Origin of the sequence: Pseudomonas sp. NFIX28, from assembly GCF_900107395.1 — a bacterium.
Lineage (GTDB): Bacteria > Pseudomonadota > Gammaproteobacteria > Pseudomonadales > Pseudomonadaceae > Aquipseudomonas.
In genome coordinates, this window is sequence record NZ_FNPW01000001.1 from 484,774 (window position 1) to 504,136 (window position 19,363).

At 60.8% G+C, this 19,363-nt stretch carries 16 protein-coding genes; 10 read left to right on the plus strand and 6 right to left on the minus strand.

The window, feature by feature from the left end:
• Positions 1 to 211: 211 nt before the first annotated feature.
• Both BLV20_RS02160 and BLV20_RS02165 read right to left on the minus strand, forming a co-directional pair.
• Entirely contained in the window at positions 212 to 1,030 is an 819-nt protein-coding gene (locus BLV20_RS02160) for an RHS repeat-associated core domain-containing protein (protein ID WP_092296333.1), read from the minus strand.
• A 118-nt stretch (positions 1,031 to 1,148) separates the two neighbouring features.
• A complete protein-coding gene (locus BLV20_RS02165; protein ID WP_139192666.1) occupies positions 1,149 to 5,123 on the minus strand; it encodes an RHS repeat domain-containing protein in 3,975 nt (1,324 codons plus the stop codon).
• Positions 5,124 to 5,425: 302 nt separating this feature from the next.
• Between BLV20_RS02165 and BLV20_RS02170 the strand changes: the two genes are divergently transcribed.
• From BLV20_RS02170 to BLV20_RS02215, 10 genes are all read left to right on the plus strand, one after another.
• On the plus strand, positions 5,426 to 5,902 hold the full coding sequence (locus BLV20_RS02170) for a phage holin family protein (RefSeq protein ID WP_092296339.1): 477 nt from the start codon (positions 5,426 to 5,428) through the stop codon (positions 5,900 to 5,902).
• Positions 5,883 to 6,224: a hypothetical protein gene (locus BLV20_RS02175; protein WP_092296341.1), complete on the plus strand. Its 342-nt coding sequence runs from the start codon at positions 5,883 to 5,885 to the stop codon at positions 6,222 to 6,224. Before BLV20_RS02170 ends, BLV20_RS02175 begins: the two co-directional genes overlap by 20 nt.
• A complete protein-coding gene (locus BLV20_RS02180; protein WP_092296344.1) occupies positions 6,217 to 6,708 on the plus strand; it encodes a glycoside hydrolase family 24 protein in 492 nt (163 codons plus the stop codon). The genes BLV20_RS02175 and BLV20_RS02180 overlap by 8 nt, the downstream gene beginning before the upstream one ends.
• A 231-nt stretch (positions 6,709 to 6,939) precedes the next feature.
• Complete coding sequence (locus BLV20_RS02185; protein WP_092296347.1) at positions 6,940 to 7,830, plus strand: universal stress protein; 891 nt, start codon at positions 6,940 to 6,942, stop codon at positions 7,828 to 7,830.
• A gap of 24 nt (positions 7,831 to 7,854) precedes the next feature.
• The gene (locus BLV20_RS02190; protein WP_092296350.1) at positions 7,855 to 8,541 is read left to right on the plus strand and encodes a phosphoribosyltransferase; all 687 of its coding nucleotides are present in this window, start codon (positions 7,855 to 7,857) and stop codon (positions 8,539 to 8,541) included.
• A gap of 150 nt (positions 8,542 to 8,691) precedes the next feature.
• Entirely contained in the window at positions 8,692 to 9,591 is a 900-nt protein-coding gene (locus tag BLV20_RS02195; RefSeq protein ID WP_092296353.1) for a polysaccharide deacetylase family protein, read from the plus strand.
• 170 nt (positions 9,592 to 9,761) lie between these two features.
• Complete coding sequence (locus BLV20_RS02200; protein WP_092296356.1) at positions 9,762 to 10,013, plus strand: hypothetical protein; 252 nt, start codon at positions 9,762 to 9,764, stop codon at positions 10,011 to 10,013.
• Between the two features lie 548 nt (positions 10,014 to 10,561).
• On the plus strand, positions 10,562 to 11,767 hold the full coding sequence (locus tag BLV20_RS02205) for an acetyltransferase domain-containing protein (protein ID WP_092296359.1): 1,206 nt from the start codon (positions 10,562 to 10,564) through the stop codon (positions 11,765 to 11,767).
• A 78-nt stretch (positions 11,768 to 11,845) separates the two neighbouring features.
• Positions 11,846 to 13,189, plus strand: coding sequence for an OprD family porin (locus tag BLV20_RS02210; RefSeq protein WP_092296362.1), 1,344 nt, complete (start codon positions 11,846 to 11,848; stop codon positions 13,187 to 13,189).
• Between the two features lie 230 nt (positions 13,190 to 13,419).
• Complete coding sequence (locus BLV20_RS02215; protein ID WP_256577635.1) at positions 13,420 to 14,661, plus strand: DUF2235 domain-containing protein; 1,242 nt, start codon at positions 13,420 to 13,422, stop codon at positions 14,659 to 14,661.
• 11 nt (positions 14,662 to 14,672) lie between these two features.
• Here the strand turns inward: BLV20_RS02215 and BLV20_RS02220 are convergent, their stop codons facing one another.
• Genes BLV20_RS02220 through BLV20_RS02235 form a run of 4 tightly spaced genes read right to left on the minus strand, consistent with a single transcriptional unit; the run spans position 14,673 to position 19,307 of the window.
• Positions 14,673 to 15,125 carry a response regulator gene (locus tag BLV20_RS02220; protein ID WP_092296368.1) on the minus strand — a complete coding sequence of 151 codons (453 nt, stop codon included), beginning with the start codon at positions 15,123 to 15,125 and terminating at the stop codon, positions 14,673 to 14,675.
• Positions 15,122 to 17,464, minus strand: a complete 2,343-nt coding sequence (locus tag BLV20_RS02225; protein WP_092296989.1) for an ATP-binding protein — start codon at positions 17,462 to 17,464, stop codon at positions 15,122 to 15,124. The genes BLV20_RS02220 and BLV20_RS02225 overlap by 4 nt, the downstream gene beginning before the upstream one ends.
• Positions 17,461 to 18,126, minus strand: coding sequence for a response regulator (locus BLV20_RS02230; protein ID WP_092296371.1), 666 nt, complete (start codon positions 18,124 to 18,126; stop codon positions 17,461 to 17,463). The genes BLV20_RS02225 and BLV20_RS02230 overlap by 4 nt, the downstream gene beginning before the upstream one ends.
• Entirely contained in the window at positions 18,123 to 19,307 is a 1,185-nt protein-coding gene (locus BLV20_RS02235; RefSeq protein ID WP_092296373.1) for a sensor histidine kinase, read from the minus strand. The genes BLV20_RS02230 and BLV20_RS02235 overlap by 4 nt, the downstream gene beginning before the upstream one ends.
• Positions 19,308 to 19,363: the final 56 nt, after the last annotated feature.

Below are 19,363 nucleotides of genomic sequence, written 5' to 3' on the forward strand. Positions count from 1 at the left end.
CCAGGAGGGGCTTGTCCCGGCCTCCGGGTGCCGGTATTGATGCCGGGAGATGGGCCAAGTCCAACGTCGACGGTGTCGACTTTGCGCGGATTAATGGTAAGAAAAGCGCCGCCGGATGTGCTAATGCATACCGGCGGCGTCTTTGAAGAGTCGTGCCTGATCTAAAACAGCACCCCGAGCTTTTTGGCTCGGGCGCTGCACGGCGAGTCGTTTAGATCAGCCCTGTGCTGAGCCCAGGTCGAATGCCGGGTTGGATCGACCGTAAACCGATGTTGGACAAAATGCCGGGTTGATTGGGCGGATAGGAAAGCCCGCGGGGCATGCCCAAGGCCCTGGCAGGGAATTTTGACAATATTCCACCACCCAGGACCATACCGATCCCCGCCAACGTAAAGGCAAATCCAACGCCTCTCAGGGCAGGGCTGTCGCTCGCCACTCCTGCGAATATCAGGCCGGAGCCTGTCAATGTGGTCAGAACGCCGCTGCCTTGCAAAAGATTTGCCGTTCCGCCGCCCAATCCCGCACCGACGGCGAAGGAAGCTGCGCCCAACCCATAGGATATCCACCCCAGTTGTTCGGCATATTTGATGTCGCCCCGCGCGTCATAGACAGCCGAGGCGATTCCCGTGCCGATGGCGCTCAAACCAAGACCGGCAGCCGCGACCCCGATGGCCAATGCCGTTAAAGACAGGCTGGCTCCACCGGTAGGAATAGCAAGCACCACACCGGCTACTGTGCCCACTATTCCAAGGATGGTTCCACCCACGGCTTGCCAGCTGATATGACCCGTGGGGTCTATGTAGTTGATCGGGTCCAGCTGGCAGTACTGATATCGATTGATACCGGCTGCTCCGAACGGGCTCAGGCTGTCGGGTGAATAGAATGTACGCAACATTGGGCTGTAGGCGCGATAGCCGTTACCCAACAGATAAGTGTTAGACACACAGTCATGAATAAAACCATTGAAGCCACGGGTATTACTGTCGACCAAGAACGCAGCGGTGGTGGAAATGTTGTTAGCGGTTGTCATGTTGATTCACCTGTTTGTTTCAATTGAAGGCGCCGATCGAGACCTGTTTGATGAAAAACTGGAGGGCTGCCATGAATGGCAGGCTCTGGTTTATTCGGCATAGGAATTGCGTTTGGTATTACCAGGCGCGACGTTCGCCGAAATCTGAATAGTCGTGATAGACGGTCTGCAAGGTCGTCCCTCCAGGCAAACACTTGGTGACACTCCGTACTGTTCCAGCAGTATCCGTACCGAAGAGTTCAAGTTCTTCCTGATCGCCGCGTTGGATATAGCGCCCAAGGAGCATATTGCCGAATGACAGGTACAAGGTTTTGGTGTTACCGCTGATTTCACCAATGACCGTATCGTCGTCATAAATGTAGGTGATGCTTTCGTTGTCGCTGAGAATCTGGCTTAGGTTGCCAAGGGGCTCATACAAATACTGAAAGGTTTGGTTATCGTTGGGCGTGTGACATGAAATCAGGCTGTTGGAGGCATCGTAGACGAAATGGCGAGAGTAGGGGGCAGCCTCCGGACTGTCGATTATATTCCCGGCAAAGTCACTTCGGATGAGCCTGGTACTTTCACCATTATTCAAACTGTCTACCCGATCTTCTCGATAACCATAATGCAACGGATTATGATCAGTGACTTCAATGGTGCTAAATCGCTGTCCGCCTGCGAAGTTGTAGTTGGTCACCGACGGCGCCGAAGTGCCTTTTGTCAAGTTGGAAGAGCGTAAGTGGCCATATGCTCCCAGGTAGGTATAGGCATAATCGATATTGTCGGTGGATGCTTCGCCCTTGCTGAGGTTCCGAGAGGTAACAAGCTGGTTATTGCCATGCACCGTGGTGGTATCGAGAACAGTCGTCATTGAGCCATTCGTACAGACCGCCAACTCCCTGCGAGACTCGAAATTGAACGCATCATATTCAAAATACATAATGGCCAAGTACCGATCTTGGTCAAGAAATTTGTTGCTTTCAACAGTGATGCGATACAGGGTTCCGTCGAGGCGATAGGTGGCAACCAGTTTGATGCCCAGCCCCTCATATTGTTTTACCCACAAACGACCGTAATCATCATAGTGATAGCGCTGCAACTTCCCCAGATGGTTGGTTGCCGTCATGACCCGTTCGCCGCTGACTGAATAAGTCTTTTCGGTGGTCACTGATGTTCCGTTCGCATAGGTACGCCTGGTTTGGGTCAATGCTCCCTTAGCGTCATAGGAGTATTGAAAGTTGGCCGTTTCGACACCCGAGCGAACAGCCTGTGCTTGCGTGATCAAGCCAGTTTGCCTGTCATAGCTGTAGTTAAGTCTGGTCTCCGGGGTCTGAGCCAGTGTCTTGACCACGGTGTTTGTCATCAGAGTGATCGGGTCAAACGTTGTCAGGGTATTTGCGGCGTCATAAGTATCAGAGCAACGCGAGGGGTGAGTGTAATAGGGCTGCGCGTAGCTGAACGTTTGATTGTCCTGTTCAATGAGACGACCAAAACCATCGTAGTATCGCCGAGAGTTCAGTATCACTTCCTGCTGGGTGTTGAGTGAGGTTCTGCTGATGACCGACGTCGGAAGATTCATGTTCTGCAAGGCTGAATCGTAAGTGTAAATGTTGGTGTCTACGCGGCCATTGCCATCGGAGTCATGTACTGTTTTCCTAAGAAGTCGATCAAAATGATCATAATCATAACTTGAGCGTCCGCCTGTACGATTGACGGTCGCCGACGTTCGGCCAAAACCGTCGTACGTGGTTTGTTCCAGATAGGTAACGATTTCATTATTTTGATCATGGGTAATCAGCGCCAGCGATGTGATATTTCCGGCATTATCATAAGCAACTCTATAAATCGCTCCGTTTCGTCGCTGGTGGTCCTCTGTATTGAGCACCTTGTTTCGCACGATGGTGTCTGTCGTTTCATCCGGATTGAGAATTCGGACCAGCTCTCTTGAAACATAAGTATAGCGGGTAGTGTTATTGACGGTGACTTCAGCTCCTGAAGGGTAAAGTACTTTGTCATAAGCGGTCTCCGATGCAATCAGGCCGCTAGGGAAGTATTGCAGTTTCTTGATGCAGTATTCAGCACCCTGAGGGCGGGTCTCCAAGGAATAGCTAAGTTGGTTGTTGAAATTGATATAGCTGGTGAGCTGCATGCCATTGGCTTTGGTAGTAGTGATTACATTCTGATAGCCATAAGTCGCATCGATGTTCTTATAATACTCGTAGCTGTAGTGTTCTTCCTGTTGCCAGGCGGTACCGGAGAAATTCGTTTTCTTGACTAAGCGGTTCTCTGCATCGTATTGGTATTGGGTGATGGCGCCATTGAAGTCCTGTTCTTCATAAGTGAGGCCGGAACACAGGCTGAAGGTTCTTGATGAGGTTTTTTCCAAGGTTTCCTCGACATCCGACGAGCGGTACGAGGTCTGGATCCTGGCCAGTTCCATTACCTTGGAGTATGTGTAAGTGATGGTATAAGGCTTGTTTTGCGAGGGAAGTTTTTCCCAGGCTTGCATGCCGACGAAGATCCGCGCATTAGCAGTGGTTTCATCGGTGGCGGCAATATAGTCGGCCGTGGACAGTGTGACGCCGTTTGCTTTGGACTCTACGGCACGCACCATGTATGGCCTTACGACTGTGGGTGGGGTAGAGAGTACTGGAGAGATATAAGGAAGCCCCAGCACTTCTTTATATTTGAACTCCAGCGTCTTCATCTCCCCCGTGTAAATTTCTGGCTTGTTCACGGAGCGCTTCAGGTGACAAACGAAAAACCCATGCTGGGTGGGCGGGCAACCATCCTCCTGACTGGAGTCGGCAGGGTAATAGGTGTTGGTCGTAATGACACCGGAGGCATCCCGGTGAGACAGCAAGTTGCCGAATACATCGAAACTACGGGTTTCGAAAACCTCTCGAGCACCGCCAGAAGCATTGGTATACAGCGTAGTTTTTCTTGCCCAGAGCGAAAAGTTTTCAGGCTGTCCGTTTATATCTACACCCTCTACGGTCGGGTAGATGAAGGAAGTCAATGAATGTCGAACGCCGCTCAGCGCATTGATGTGTTCTTCTTCGATGAGTAGATGAAAGCGATTGAAGGTTCTTTTGATTTTGATGTCATCGTGCCCTTCGGTGACGCTGTAGGTGAAGTCGTCATCACGATAGATACAGTTGTCACGTCCGGCTACCTGGTTTTTTACCAGTGGATAGCCGGTGAAATTATTACTGCTGTACTCATAGGTCACTGTAGCCTTGTCGCTGCGTACAGGATCGTTACCCATGATTTCCAGCTTGGATACGACATAAACAGTCTGGGAGTTGTTGTAGTTGATGCTGCTGTAAGTAAATTCCTGTGCTTGTCCGGTGGGTTTTGTAATTCGCGATAGATATACAAGGCGATCCTCTTTAACTGTGTAGTCAAAATAAAAGCGCTGATTGTGATTGTTTGGCAGTGAGATGCTTTTTACAATGTCCTGATTTATATTTCGCTGAATATAGACCTTGGTCGTGCTCCGCTCTCCGGCGCAAAGTTGTGTAACGGTCACAACTCGTTCCGTCGAACCGGGCGGCGCCACGCCGTAATCAATCAAAAGTTCGTTGCCATAGCCGTCATAAACTTTTGATAGGGCCTGGTAAGTCTCTCCGGGAGCGCTTTCATAAGAAAAGTTCAGGCAGTGACCGCTGGCGGAAAAAAGTTGGGTAATCACCCCAAGCTCATTGTAATATTCCACTGTGCCATTTTTGTAAGTGATGATGGTGTTCCAATAAGACACCGAGCCGTCGACGATATGCTTCCTCTCAATATTCAGGTCCTTGATAAAGTTGTATTCCAACAAGAAGTTGTCGGTATAGCGTGCTGATTTTCCATTGCCGAAGTAAATGACCTGATTTCTGAAGTCAATGCGCGGTGAGTTGATAATCCAGTTGCCGCCAAATCCATAGTAGTTGCTGCTGGGGTTTCCGGGGTTTGAATAAATCATCAATTCAAATGTCGCCGGATCTTGCAGGCCGCAACTGATTCGCCCAAGAGATACGGAAACATCCACCCCTCCGGTTCTGTCGTTTACGGCAGATGAAATGGAAGACAGATTGTATGCTTCTGATGTAACAGTGGTAGCGTTCATCGGTAATACCTTCTAGTTTTTATTGCGGGTGCATATATGCAGGCGATCGTATGCTCAAGAGTTTGTTGAGTGTTGAGCAGCGCTGCCGGACTGAATATAAGTTATGCGATCGTTTTGTACATTTTGAGTCCGAGATCGGACCCGGCGTATTAAGCAGGCTAGTCGGCATGTGACTTCAGGGCACTATTGAGTGGCGGAGTGGAATCTGAAATCGTTCTTTTGCTTGCGTCGAAGTATTCAGGCTTCAGATAATTTTGCCTGAGTAACAAGTAGCTGTTCGATTTTGCCGTCTGCTGCTGTTAATGAGCACTGGATGGCGGGTTGAAGATAGTGGCGCCCACGAGTCCAAAGTCTTTGTCGACAGTTATTCGCAAAGCGCTGCAATAGAGTTGCATTGCTGTGTTTTTACTGGGGCTGTTTTCTATATGGTGGCGCAGATGAATGAGGATAATCTGGTTTCTGAGTTTTTAAGATCTTGGCTGTATATAGCCATCGCCGCGACAGGAGGTGTTCTCGGGCATATGATGAGAAAACTTAGCAGCAACCAACAGATCAATGTCGGCGAAACCCTTCTACAAGGTGTCGGTGCGGCATTTGCCGGCTATCTGGTACTTCTAGGATGCCGATCACTTAATGTTTCTTCAGACGTTTCCGGTGTCGTTATCGGACTATGTGGCTGGCTTGGCGCAGATGCAACTTTAATGCTGCTGCAGTCATACATTTATAAGAAGCTGAAACTTGAAAGGATAGAGGAAAGAAATGACAGTGAAAGGCAATAGGCGGAGATGGGTCCTGGGGCATACGCTGGTCGCGTCTGCGATTATTGCGGGAAGTATTGCACTTACGATGCAGGCTAAAGTGAAAGTGATTCAAGGCATGTACTTGGCGGAATTACAGTCCCGGCTTGAAAGGGCAAAAAAACGCGAGGGTTATCTGAAAGACATTGAATCAAAGTTTGGAAGGGCCAATCTTGGCAATGTTTTGGAGATGTATTCCGTTGTCCAGGAGATGCGACAGCTGATAAGTGATGCGATTGAATTATCGGTTGAGCAGCAGCAATTGATCGAGTTACAAATAGAGGAGTCGGTACACAATGGCTAAGATAACTGAACATGAGGCTGGTGGACGCAATGTAGTTGCTTTCCTGGATATGCTCGCCTGGTCGGAAGGTACCGATAATGGAAGGCAACCCACATTGAACTTCGGGTATGACGTCATCGTGGGAGGGGAACTGTTCAGCAATTATGCGGACCATCCGAGAAAGTTGGTGATATTGCCGAGGCTGAACGTCAAATCTACAGCGGCCGGCCGATATCAATTGCTGTCACGCTATTGGGATGCCTATAGAGTTTCCCTGAAACTTATTGGCGGCTTCTCGCCGGAGAATCAGGATCGAATAGCCATCAGGCAGATCCGCGAACAAAGGGCGCTTGAAGATATCAAGGCCGGTCGAATCGTTGAGGCCGTTTCAAAGTGTCGTAACATTTGGGCAAGCCTTCCGAACGCCGGATACGGCCAGCATGAACAGTCCATTGATAATCTCATTCGTCAATATGTCCTGGCCGGGGGCTCAGTCAATGCCTGAAGTTTCCGTGCGATAGACTTCCCCGCGCGCCCTCAAAATCAACACCTTGGCGCTGCTCGACGCCCAGCCTCGCGCCACCCCTGGACGCACTTGCCGTAACGCCGCGACGGGCGCATTGTCAATGCACAGTCTGTAGTCATGCTGGCGTTCGATCCGGCGTTGACACACTGGCGCGCGGGACGGCTGGCGCCAGTGGCCGGCGTGGGCGTCCAGCCTATCTGGAGGTGCACCATGAGCCAGTATCAACGCTTGCTGCTGGTCATCGACCCGGCAATGCGCCAATCCCCCGCGATCCCGCGTGCCGCGGCCCTGGCCAAGGCCAGCGGCGCGACCCTGCATATCGCTGCGTTGCTCAAACCGGCGTCGATTCTTTCATTGTTCGAACGTCATGTGCGCGACGAGGCGCGCGAACGTTATCGCCTGCAACACCAGGAATGGTTGCAGGAGGAAGTGCACCGGCTGCGTGGCCACGGGGTCACGGTCAACGGCGAGGTGAGCTGGGCCGACGACCTGCTGGAAGAAATCCTGCAGCACGTCGCGGAAATCCAGCCCGACCTGCTGATCAAGGATGTGCAGCAAGAACCGGCGCTCAAGCGCGCTTTTCTCACGCCGATGGACTGGCACCTGCTGCGCCAGTGCCCGGTACCGCTGTACCTGATGGGCCGCCATGGCCATACCTTGCCGCAGATGGTGGTGGCGGCGGTCGATCCGTCGCGGCCGGAGCACCAGCGCGACGGGCTCAACGACCGGATCATCCGCGAAGCCAACAGCCTGGCCCTGCAATGCGACGCCGAGCTGCACTTGCTGCACGCCTACGACGTGTCGTCGGTGTACCTGGGCGATGCCGGCGGCGGTGGCCTGGTGCTGTCGGACCTGACCCGCGAGCTGCGGGTAACCCTGGAGCGGGCTTTCCTTGAACTCGCCGAGCGCTACGGCGTGCCCGAGGAGCGTCGGCATTTCATCCTCGGACAGCCGGTCACGGTCCTGGCCAACTTCGTCAGCGAGAACCAGGCCGATGTCCTGGTCATGGGCCGCGTGCATCGCGAAGGCCTGGATAAACTGGTGGGCAGCACCACCGAGCATGCGTTGTATCAGGTGCCCTGCAGCCTGCTGGCGCTGTAGCCGGGCCGCCTTGGGAGGTGAGACATGAGCGAATATCCGTCATTGCAAATGACCCTGCGCAACCGGCAAGCCGCCGGCCAGGGGCTGGTCGCCGCGCTGCAGAAATACAGCCGCCGGCCCGACGTGATCGTGCTGGCGTTGCCCCGGGGCGGAGTGCCGGTGGCCTGGGAAGTCGCCCGGGCCCTGGAGGTGCGGATGGACCTGATGCTGGTGCGCAAGCTCGGCGTACCTGGCCATGAAGAACTGGCGATGGGCGCCATTGCCACCGGCGGCATCCGGATCCTCAATCAGGACGTCCTGCGCAACCATCACATCGACGATGCCGCACTGCAGGCGGTGGTGTTGCGCGAAACCCAGGAATTGCTGCGCCGCGAGCACGCTTACCGCGGCGCCCGGCCCGCGCCCGACCTGCACGGCCAGGTGGTGATCCTGATCGACGACGGGCTGGCCACCGGCGCCTCGATGCACGCCGCGGTGCAGGCCACGCGCCTGCAGCACCCGGCGCGGATAGTGGTGGCCGTGCCCCTGGCGCCGCAGGAAACCGTGGACACCCTGAGTTTCGAGGTCGACGAGCTGATCTGCCCGATCACGCCGCTGTGGTTCGTCTCGATCGGCAATGGTTACGCAGACTTTACCCAGACCTCGGACGAGGAGGTGATCGAGCTGTTGCAGCGCGCCTGGCAGCGGCCGTGCGAAAGTGGCGCGCCCTGAGTGCCCTGGCGGCTTGAATGTCCGCCGGAACCAAAACCCTGGTTACCCCTCAAAGCTGTGCCCGGCGCTGCGTGCAGGCCGGGCATGGATCCATGGGCGAAGGATTTTGCCATTGACGTGACGACCGCGAAGGTCCGACACAGGGCAAACATGAAACAAGGCTTCCAGCTTCTCTGCGCATTGCTGCTCGCTGCCGGCCTGGCCGGTTGCATCGGCGCCCCCATCGAAATGACCGCGCAGACCGAGCAACGCCTGCGTGCCCAGGCGCCGATCCGCTTTTTGCTGACCTTCGACGACGGCCCCAGCGCTTCGAGCATTTATAACCCCACCGAGCGCGTGCTCGACGACCTGCTCGAGAACCCGCTGCAGCCGGCGATCAAGGCGGTGTTTTTCGTCCAGACCCGCGCCCCGCGCGCCGGCGGCAGCGATATAGGTCGGCGGATGATGGCCCGCGAGCATGCCGAGGGGCATGTGCTGGGCTTTCATACCGCCACGCCGTGGCACACCAACCACCGCTCGCTGGAGCCGGCGGAGCTGCAAGAGTCCCTGCGCCTTGGCAGCGCCGATATCGCGCTGATCACCGGCGTGGCGCCGAACCTGGTGCGCCCGCCATTCTGGAATTACGACAAACGCACCTTCGCCGCCTACCGGCAGCACGGCCTGCATGTGCTGCTGACCGACCTCAGCGCCAACGACGGCAAGGTCTGGGGCTTCACCGCCAGCCCACGGCGCCGGGCCAATATGTTGCGCCAGCTGTCGCAGGTGCGCGAACGCATTGCCCAGGGCCAGTTGCCGACGGTGGACGGGGTGATTCCGGTAGTGGTGACCTTCCATGACCTCAATCGCTATACCGCCCGCCACACTCGGGAATACCTGCAGATCCTGCTCGACAGCGCCAAGGCCACGGGCGTCGCCACCGCGCCCAAGCCGTTCTACGACGACACCGCGGCGCTGCAACGGGCGGTCATGGCCCGTACCGTCACCAGCAGCGAGCAGCCGGTGCGGTTGCCGGGGCTGTGGAACTGGCTGTGGGACAGGAATTCCCATTGAGCGGGCATGACCGTCGGTCCGCCAACGCCTCGCCAGAGTCGAATAAATCCCTGGTTTTACAGTCACATGGGGGCTTGCAGGGGGCGGCGCCGTCTATTTGGAAACGGCCCGGTGCCTTGCCCGGCAGCCTTGCCGACACATCGTTCTGACCCAGGTTCTAGGACATTTCAATGAAGCGACTCGCGACACTCACCCTGACTCTTTGCTCCACGCTGCTGCTGGGTGGCTGCTACCCCCACTGGGACGACGGCCGGCGCTACGATGGCGACCATGATCATGATCGCTGGCGCGACCATAGCCGTTATGACCGCGATTACTACCGCGACCGTGACCGCGATCGGGACGACGACCGCTACCAGCGTCGCTACGACCGGCGGGACGACGACGGCCGCTATCGTCGCGACCGTGACGATGACGATTGAGCCGCAAGGCGGTTCTCGCCTGAGATGACAACGGCGCCTGCGGGCGCCGTTGTCGTTTGTGCCGGGCGGGGAAGGGCGCTGCCTGGGATAAAGGGCTTTCGGCTGCAATCGGTTCTTCTCTCAAAATGAAATGTTATCTGATAACATTTTGTTGTCTGATCGTTTACTCCCCATGCGCGCCCCAAAAGGGCGCGCGTGCGTCTGGGCCGGCTATTTGCCGGGCTTCGGCGATCGCGGTTGATGAAGCTTCAAGCGGCGGCGGATGGCGCGGCCCGGGAAAACCCGGGCGTGACAGACCGCAACAGACAATCCACGCCTGTGCAGCCATGGCCGCCCGCGCAGGCGCGCAACGTTTCCCCGAACAATTTCGACGCCATCAGAGCGCGGGGAGGCGATTCGTTGAATGAGACCCAAAGGAGCGCAAGAGCATGCACATGAGCCTGGCAGACACACCAGGGCCGGCCCCTGGCCCACGACAAACCCTTTCCGGACGGCGTCCCGCCGCGACAATCGCGCCCCGCTCAAACACCCTTGCATAAGTGACCGACATGACTCTTTCTACTGGATTGGCAGGGCAGGCGGGCGTTGCCTCCCCGGCCCTGGCGGGCAGCGTGGCCAAGGCCAATACACGGATGCTGGCGATCGATGCCCTGCGCGGTTTCGTCATGCTCTGCATGCTGGTGGACCACGTGCGCGAGACCTTCCTCTTGCATCGCCAGGTCAGCGACCCGATCGACGCCCTGAGCGTCGCCCCGGACTTGTTTTTCACCCGTCTGCTCAGCGAGATCTGCGCGCCGGTGTTCATTTTCCTCACCGGCCTGTCGGCCTGGCTCTACAGCCAGAAACACAGCCTGGGGCAGACCTCGGTGTTCCTGCTCAAGCGCGGCCTGTTCCTGGTGTTCCTCGAGCTGACCTTCGTGTGTTTTGCCTGGAACGCCGAGTTCCCGCCCAAGACCCTGTGGCTGCAGGTGATCTGGTGCATCGGCATCTGCATGATCGTGCTGGCCGGCTTGCTGCACTTCAAGCGCAGCTGGCTGATCGTGCTGGGCGTGGCCATCGTCGCCGGGCACAACCTGCTGGATAACGTGGTGCTGGGCCCCGAGTCGCCGTTCTTCGTGCCCTGGTCGATCCTGCACCAGCGAGTGTTCATCGACATCACCGAGTTCACCCGGGCCCGCACCACCTACCCGGTGCTGCCGTGGATCGGCGTGATCCTGCTGGGCTGGGCCATCGGCCCGTGGTTTGGCAAGGACGTGCAGCCGGCGGCGCGCATTTCGCGGCTGCTCAAGGTCGGCGTCGGCTTGCTGGTGGCCTTTGTGTTCATCCGCTACCTGAACGTCTATGGCGAGAAACCCTGGGTGCAGACCGGCGATGCGCTGCGCACCTTCATGAGCTTCATGAGCGCCAAGAAGTACCCGCCGTCGCTGATGTTCCTGATGCCGACCCTGGGCCTGGGGCTGATCCTCCTGGCGTATTTCGAGAAGGTCCAGGAACGCTGGTCGACCGCGCAACTGGCGATCTATGGCGGCGCGCCGATGTTCTTCTACCTGCTGCACCTGTATGTGCTCAAGGCGATGTACCTGGTGGCCGTGGCCATCTGGGGCACCAACCAGGGCACTTACTACGGCTTCGATAACCTGTCCGGCGTCTGGCTGTGGAGCCTGATCCTCGGCGTGCTGCTGTTCTTCCCGACGCGCTGGTTCGCCAACCTCAAGCAGCGGCGCCGCGATATCGCGATCCTCAAATACCTCTGAGTGGGGTGCGGCGGTGCGCCCGTAAAGCGGCGCACTGCTTCCTATCGCCCGTCATTCATCGATTTCCGGGAGTTGCCAGTGAAGACCTTGACCCGACACACCCTGCTGCTGGCATTGGGAGGCCAGAGCCTGCTCGCGCTGGCCGCGGAGCAGGACAACGCCAAGGGTTTTATCGAGGACAGCCAGTGGAGCCTGTTCAATCGCAGCCTCTACGACCGTCGCGACTATCGGCACGGCTCCTTGAGCAATGGCGCGCGCAACGCCTACAAGCCCCGCGCCGAACGCAGCGACCTGGCCGAGGAGTGGGCCTACGGCCTGATGGCCGACTACAGCTCCGGTTTTACCCAGGGCACGCTTGGCTTCGGCCTGGACGCCCATGTGTATTCCGGCTGGAAGCTCGACAGCGGCGGTGGTCGGGCCGGCAAGGCGCGGCTGCTGGGCGTGGACAACGACGGCCATCCCAAGGATGAATTCAGCCGCGGCGGCGCGCTGGCCAAGCTGCGTTTTTCCTCCACCGAGCTGCGCTACGGCGAACAGCGGGTCAAGACCCCGGTGTTCGGTTCCTCCGACAGCCGCCTGCTGCCGGAGACCGCCACCGGCTGGTTCCTCACCAGCCGCGAACTGAGCGCCACCACCCTGTACGGCGGCCACTTCAACGAAAGCACCGACCGCAACGCCAGCAGCCACGACCAGGGTTTCGTGGTCAATTACTCCAATGGCCAGCAGGGCGAGAGCTTCGACCTGGTGGGCGTGCGCAACACCTCGATCAAGGGCCTCAACGCCAGCCTGTTCAGTGCCTTGTACGAAGACACCTGGCGCCAGCAGTACCTCGGCGCGCTGTATAACCTGCCGCTGGGCCAGGGCCAGGACCTGACGTTCGACTTCAACCTGTACCGCACCCAGGACACCGGCAAGGCCCTGTCCGGGCGGATCGACAACACCACCTGGAGCCTGATGTCGACCTACAGGGCCGGCGCCCACAGCTTTGGCCTGGGCTACCAGAAGGTCGACGGCGACACGCCTTACGACTACGTCACCCGCGGCGCGATCCTGCTGAGCAACGCCGTGGCCCTGTCGGACTTCAACGCCCCCGAGGAGGCCTCCTGGCAGGCTCGCTACGATCTGAACATGGCCGGCTACGACATGCCTGGCCTGAGCTTCAGTGCCCTGTATGTGCGCGGCAGCGGTATCGACGGCAGCCATATGGACCCGCGCGGCGGCTACGCCTGGCTGGGTTACGGCGAAGGCGGCAAGCATTGGGAGCGCGACCTGCAGGCCAAGTACGTGGTGCAGTCCGGCCCGGCGAAAAACCTTGCCGTGACCCTGCGCCACGCCGTGCACCGTGGCAACAAGGCCCAGGCGGAGCTGGACGCCGACCAGCTGCGGCTGGCGATCGAGTATCCGTTGGGCGGCAGGTTCTAGCGCCCAGGCACGGCCCACAGCGCCCAGCCCCTCCTTGCGGAGGGGTTTTTATTGCCCGGGCATTTATTGCCAAGGGCTTTATGGCCAGGCGCCGGTAATGCTGCTATGCCTTGGAGAACCCTCCACGCTTTACCGCCGCAGTCGACACGGACGCAGGGTCACAGGGCCTTCGCGTGGCCGATTGGCTGCGCTGACGGCTATCGGGTAACAAGGTGGTGGAGAACACAGGGATGGCACGCCAACTGATTGTCTGCATCGACGGCACCAACAACCGTTTCAGTGACGAACCGACCAACGTGGTCCGGCTGTTTCGTTCGCTGCCCAGGGACAGCAAGACGCTGCTGGCCTATTACGACCAGGGCGTGGGCACCTTCGGGCTCAGCGAAACCCTGTTCGAATGGCAGAAGGTGCCGTCGCGCATCGCCGGGCTGATGTTCGGCTGGGGCATCAAGCGCAACGTGCTCAATGCCTATCGCTTCCTGATGGAGAACTACCGGGACGGCGACCAGATCTTCCTCTTCGGTTTCTCCCGCGGCTCCTACGCGGTGCGGGTGCTGGCGGCGCTGCTGCACACCATCGGCCTGTTGCCGGCTCATCAGCCGCAATTGATGGACTTCGCCTGGTCGCTTTTGACCACGCGCCTGCAACCCGAGGACAACACCTCCGAGCCGAATCGCCAGCGGGCCATGAGTTACACCTGGTGGCGCATGAGCGCGGATAAAAAGCCGGACTTCAAGTTGATGGGGGCGTTCAAGGGCAGTTTTGCCCGGAAGGTGAGCATTCACTTTCTCGGGCTGTTCGACACCGTGAGTTCGGTGGGCTGGGTGTACGACCCGCTGATCGTTCCCTACACCCGCCGGAACAAGGACGTGAGGATCATCCGCCATGCAGTGTCCCTGGACGAACGCCGCAGCTTTTTCCGCCAGAACCTCTGGACAGAGGACGAGGGGGTGAACCAGAAGCAGGTCTGGTTCGCCGGCGTGCATGCCGATATTGGCGGCGGTTACCCGGTCGGCGAGTCGCAACTGGCGCTGATTGCCTTGCGCTGGATGATCGGCGAGTGCCTGGAGGCCGGGTTGAGCATCGACGCCGAAGCCTGTCGCGCGGAGCTCTATCCACCCTCAGTGCTACAGGATCCGCTGGCCCAGGCCCACGACTCCCTGACCCGCAACTGGTTGATCGCCGAGTGGGTGCCACGCCTGGTCTGGAACACCAAGACCCACAAGCGAATCCGTGAGTACGGTTCGATGCCGCCGTTCGGCAAACCCAGGTCGCGGGAGATTCTCAGGGATAAAGCAGGGCAGAAAGTCCGGGTGCATGACTCCGTGGCCGTGCGCCTGAAAGGCTCCCTGGCCGACGACCAGCCCTGGGGCAGCCAACTGACGTACCAGCCGGAAAACCTGCTGCGCATCGATGCCGCGCTGATCGAGCAGGTGGGCGACTCGCCGAGGCTGGATGAATACAACTTGTAATTCGCCGGCCCTCACTCCCGATGGCGGCGCAGCAGTTCGATCTGTTCCGCCGGCACCTGCTGGCGCAGGGCTTTGTACAGGGCGCGGGTTTCCAGCAGGTTCCAGATCCGCAGCAGGGTTTCCAGGGCGTCCAGCGGCTTGCTGATAAAGTCGCGGGCGCCCAGGGCCAGGGCGCGCAGACGGGTATCGCGGGTGGCGTCGGCGGTCAGCACCAGGATCGGCAGGTAATCGTTGGCCGGAATCCGCCGATTGAGCTGCTCGAGCACGGCGAAGCCATCGAATTCGGGCATGTGCAGGTCGAGGATCACCAGATCCGGCTCGAAGCTGTTGAACAGGTCCAGGGTGCGCAGCGGCTGGGTGCTGCTCAGCACGTTGTGCAGGCCTTCGCGGGCCAGCAGCTGCTCCATCAGGTCGAGGTTGGGGCGCTGGTCGTCGATGATCAGGATGCGCAAGTCGTGGTTCATGCGGGCTCCGGTAGATAGTGCTCGAGGTGGGCGAGAAACGCCGGGATATGGATCGGCTTGGTCAGGATCGCCGTGGCCCCGGCCTGCAGCAGGGCGCGGTGGGTCAGGGCGCTGGCGTCGGCGGTAATCATCAGCACCGGGGTGCGGGCGGTGGCCGGCGATTCCCGCAGCCGGCGCAGCACCTCCAGGCCCTCCAGGTCCGGCAGGCTGACGTCCAGCAGGATCAGTTGCGGGCCATGTTGGCGCGCCAGGTCCAGGCCCATCTGGCCCTGCATGCTCGACAGCAGGCGAATGCCCGGGCGGCGCTGCAGCAGGGTCTCGATCAGCGCCAGGCTCGACAGGTTGTCTTCGATGCACAGCACCTGGCCGCGGTATTCCACGGTCTCGACTCGCGCCGGCAGCACCGCCACCGGCGGCTCCAGGGCCTGTTGCTCCAGGGCCAGGCGCGTGCCGGCCGCGGCCACCTGGACAAACGGCAGCTGCAAGGTAAAGCAGCAGCCCTGGCCCGGGCTGCTATGCACCCGCAGGCTGCCGTCCATCATTTCCAGCAGGCTCTTGCTCAGGGCCAGGCCCAGGCCGGTGCCTTCCACCCGCGGGTCGGCGCCCAGGCGCTCGAAGGGCCGGAACAGCTGGTCCAGGCGCTCCAGGGGAATACCGGCGCCGGTGTCGCTGACGGCCACTTCGACCTGTGCCCCCAGGACCTTGACCGCGATCCGCACCTGGCCTCCGGCCCGGTTGTACTTGATGGCGTTGGACAGCAGGTTGAGCAGCACCTGGATCAGCCGCTGGCGGTCGGCGATCACCCCGCTGTGCTCGCTCAGCGCGGGCAGGGCGGCCAGCCGCACGCCGGCATCGGTGGCCATTGGCGAGACCAGGGTCAGGGCCTCGTGCAGCACCGAGGCCAGGGCGATTGGCTCGACATTCAGCGCCAGGTGCCCGGCCTCGATGCGGGCGATGTCCAGCACCTCATTGATCAGCGTCAGCAGGTGCTGGCCGGCGCGCAGGATATGGCCGACCTGGGGCCGCTGGCCGCTGGGCGAGTCCATGTCCAGCAATTGCGCGAAGCCGAGGATGGCATTGAGCGGGGTGCGCAGCTCGTGGCTCATACGCGAGAGGAACTCGCTCTTGGCGCGGCTGGCGCTTTCGGCTTCCTCGCGGGCGGTGCGCAGGGCGATTTCCGCGGCGCGGCGGTCGGTGATGTCGCGGGTGATCTTGGAGAAACCGCGCAACGCGCCGCTGGCGTCGTACTGCGCGGTGATCACCACGCTGGCCCAGAAGCGGCTGCCGTCCTTGCGGCAGCGCCAGGCCTCTTCCATGTAATGGCCGTCGCGGGTGGCTTCGCGCAGGGCCATGTCCGGGTGCGCCGGGCATTCTTCCGGCAGGTAGAACAGCGAGAAGTGCCGGCCGAGGATTTCCTGTTCGCTGTAGCCCTTGATCCGCTCGGCGCCGGCGTTCCAGGTGGTGACCCGGCCCTGGGTGTCGAGGGCGAAGATCCCGTAGTCCTTGACCCCGTCGATGATCAGCCGCAGGCGCTCTTCGTTGTCGCGCAGGGCCCGCTCGCGTTCGGCCAGCAGTTGCCCGGCCTCCACCAAGCGGGTGCCGAGCTGGCCGATTTCGTCCTGTTCCGGCGCTTGTGGCCGCAACGGCTGGCCGAGCGCCAGGCGCTGGGCGTTGCCTTGCACCTGCTGCACCCGGGCGACGATGCCCTTGGACAGGAACAGCACCGCGACAATCGCCCCGAACAGGCCGCAGAGCGCCGCCAGCAGCGTGGCCAGCAGCAGGCGCATGCGCGTCGCCGAGGCCGCGGCGCTGCGCTCGGCCAGCAGGCCGTCTTCGCGGATGCGCATGGCGCTGATCTGCTCGCGCAGCACGTCGAGCACCTGCTTGTTCTCGATCAGGATCGCCGTGATGCTCGCGCTGTCGTCGGGCCGGCCGTTGCGCAGGGCCACCAGGCCGTCGAGCTTGTTGCCGATCAGCGGGGTGATGGCCTTGAGGTGGTCGCGCATGCGCGCATCGCGAATATTGCTGTCCAGCCGTTGCAGCGCGGCCTCGATCAGCGGCTGGGCGCGCTCGTAGCTGGGCAGGAAGTCCTCGCGGCGGGTCAACAGGTAGCCGCGCACGCTGGCCGCGGCTTCGGCCAGCAGCGTGTGCACGGTCTGGATGTCGCCCTGCACCAGCAGCACCCGGCGCACGTCTTCCTCGGCGCGGGCGGTCTGGCGTTCGGTGATGTAGATCAGCACCAGCGACAGCAGCAGGATCACCAGTGGCAGGGAAATCACCACCAGCGCCTTGCCGCGCAGGGGCAGGTCGAGCCAGTGCCGGCTCGCCAGGAGCTTCATGGCCATTGCCCCGCGGGCTGCGCCACCAGCCCCAGGGCGATGCCGCGCACCGCGGCCTGGGTGCGGTCCGCCGCGCCGAGCTTGCCGATTACCCGCTCCACATGGGCCTTGGCGGTGCCGGTGGTGATGCCGAGCTTTTCGCCGATCTCGCGGTTGCTGAAGCCGCCGGCCACCAGGCCCAGCACCTGGCGTTCGCGGGCGGTCAGGGCCGCAACCTGGGTGCCGCCGGCGTTGCGTTCGGCCATGCGCCGCAGCAGCCGGGCGCTGACCCTGCTGTTGAGGGCTTCCTCGCCCTGGGCCACGCGCTGCAAGGCATCGAGCACTTCGCTGCGGCTGGCGTCCTTGAGCAGGTAGCCGACCGCGCCGGCGGCGATCGCCGCTTCCAGGTGGTCGGGGCTGTCGTCCATGGTGAAGATCACCACCTTGATCGCCGGTTGCCGTTGTTGCAGCAGGCGCGCGGCGCCCAGGCCATTGAGCAGCGGCATGCGGATGTCGAGGATGGCGATGTCCGGTTGCAGGCGTTCGCACAGTTCGAGGGCTTCCTGGCCATCGCGGGCCTGGCCGACCACTTCGAATTCCGCGCTGCCGGCCAGCAGGGCGACAAAACCGGTGCGGGTGACTTCATGGTCGTCCGCCAGCACCAGGCGCAGGGCAGGGCTCATGGCTGTTCTCCGGCCGAGGGCAGCGGCACCCGGGCTTGCAGGCGGGTGCCGCCGCCGGGCGCGCTGTGCCAGGACAGCTCGCCGCCCAGCAGGCTGGCGCGCTCCTGCATCGCCGCCAGCCCCAGGTGCTGACCGCCGCAACTGGACAGCGGGCTGCCCAGGGCGAAGCCGACGCCGTTGTCTTGCAGTGTCAGCGCCGCCTGGCCGTCGGCCAGTTGCAGGCTCAGTTCGGCGCGGCTGGCCCGGGCATGCTTGAGGATGTTGTTGATGCCTTCCTGGGCGATGCGGAACAGGGCGATCTCGCTGGCGCCCGGCAGGCGCGCGCCGGACTGCTGCCGCCAGTGCACCTCGATTCCGGCGTCGCGCAGGCGGTCGGCTTCCTTGTCGATGGCCTTGTACAGGCCGAAATCGTCCAGCACGTTGGGCCGCAGGCCGCCGATCAGTTGCCGGCCTTCGCCGACGCAGCCCTGGGCCAGGGCCAGGATGGTCTGCAATTCGCCGTGCAACGGCTCCGGCAATGCCGGGCAGCGTCCGGCAAACCCCTGCAGGCGCTGGTGCAACCCGGCCAGGGTTTGCGCCAGGCCGTCGTGCAGGTCGTAGGCCACGCGCTTGCGTTCGTCTTCCTGGGCGCTGAACAGCCGGTGCACCAGTTCCGACATGGTGCGCTCCCGGGCTTGCAGGGCTTCAAGTAAGCGCTGGTTCTCCAGGTGCGCGGCCAGCAGGGTGGCGAGCAGTTGCAGGGACTCCAGGTCCTCGCTGTCGGGCGCGGCCAGGGCCACGCTGTTGGCCAGCAGCAGCGCGCCGAAGGCCTGGCCGTCGGCGCCGGGCAGGGGAATGCGCAGCACCTGGGGCAGGGCGGCATCGGTCTGCGGCAGCCATTCGGGGTGCAGGGTCGCCGACCTGGCCAGCTCGTGCAGCGCCTCCAGGCGGTCGCTGCTACCGTGCTGGGCGCTGGTCCGTGGCGGCTGGGTGGCGCTCCATTCCAGCAGCAGGCCGTGGTCCATCGCCATAAAGGCACAGGCCCGTTGCAGGGCGCGCTGGCGCATGGCCGAAGGCGGCAGCTGGGTCAGTTCCTGGCCGGTGTCCACCAGTAGGCGCAGGCGCGCCGCGCGGCTTTGTGCCTGGCGATATTGGCTGCGAATGGCCAGGGCGCTGCCAGGATCGTGAGTCGGGCTTTGCATGAAAAACAGGCTCCAGCGTAAAGGGCGTGCGCTCGCAAGCGGGCATTAGACCCGGT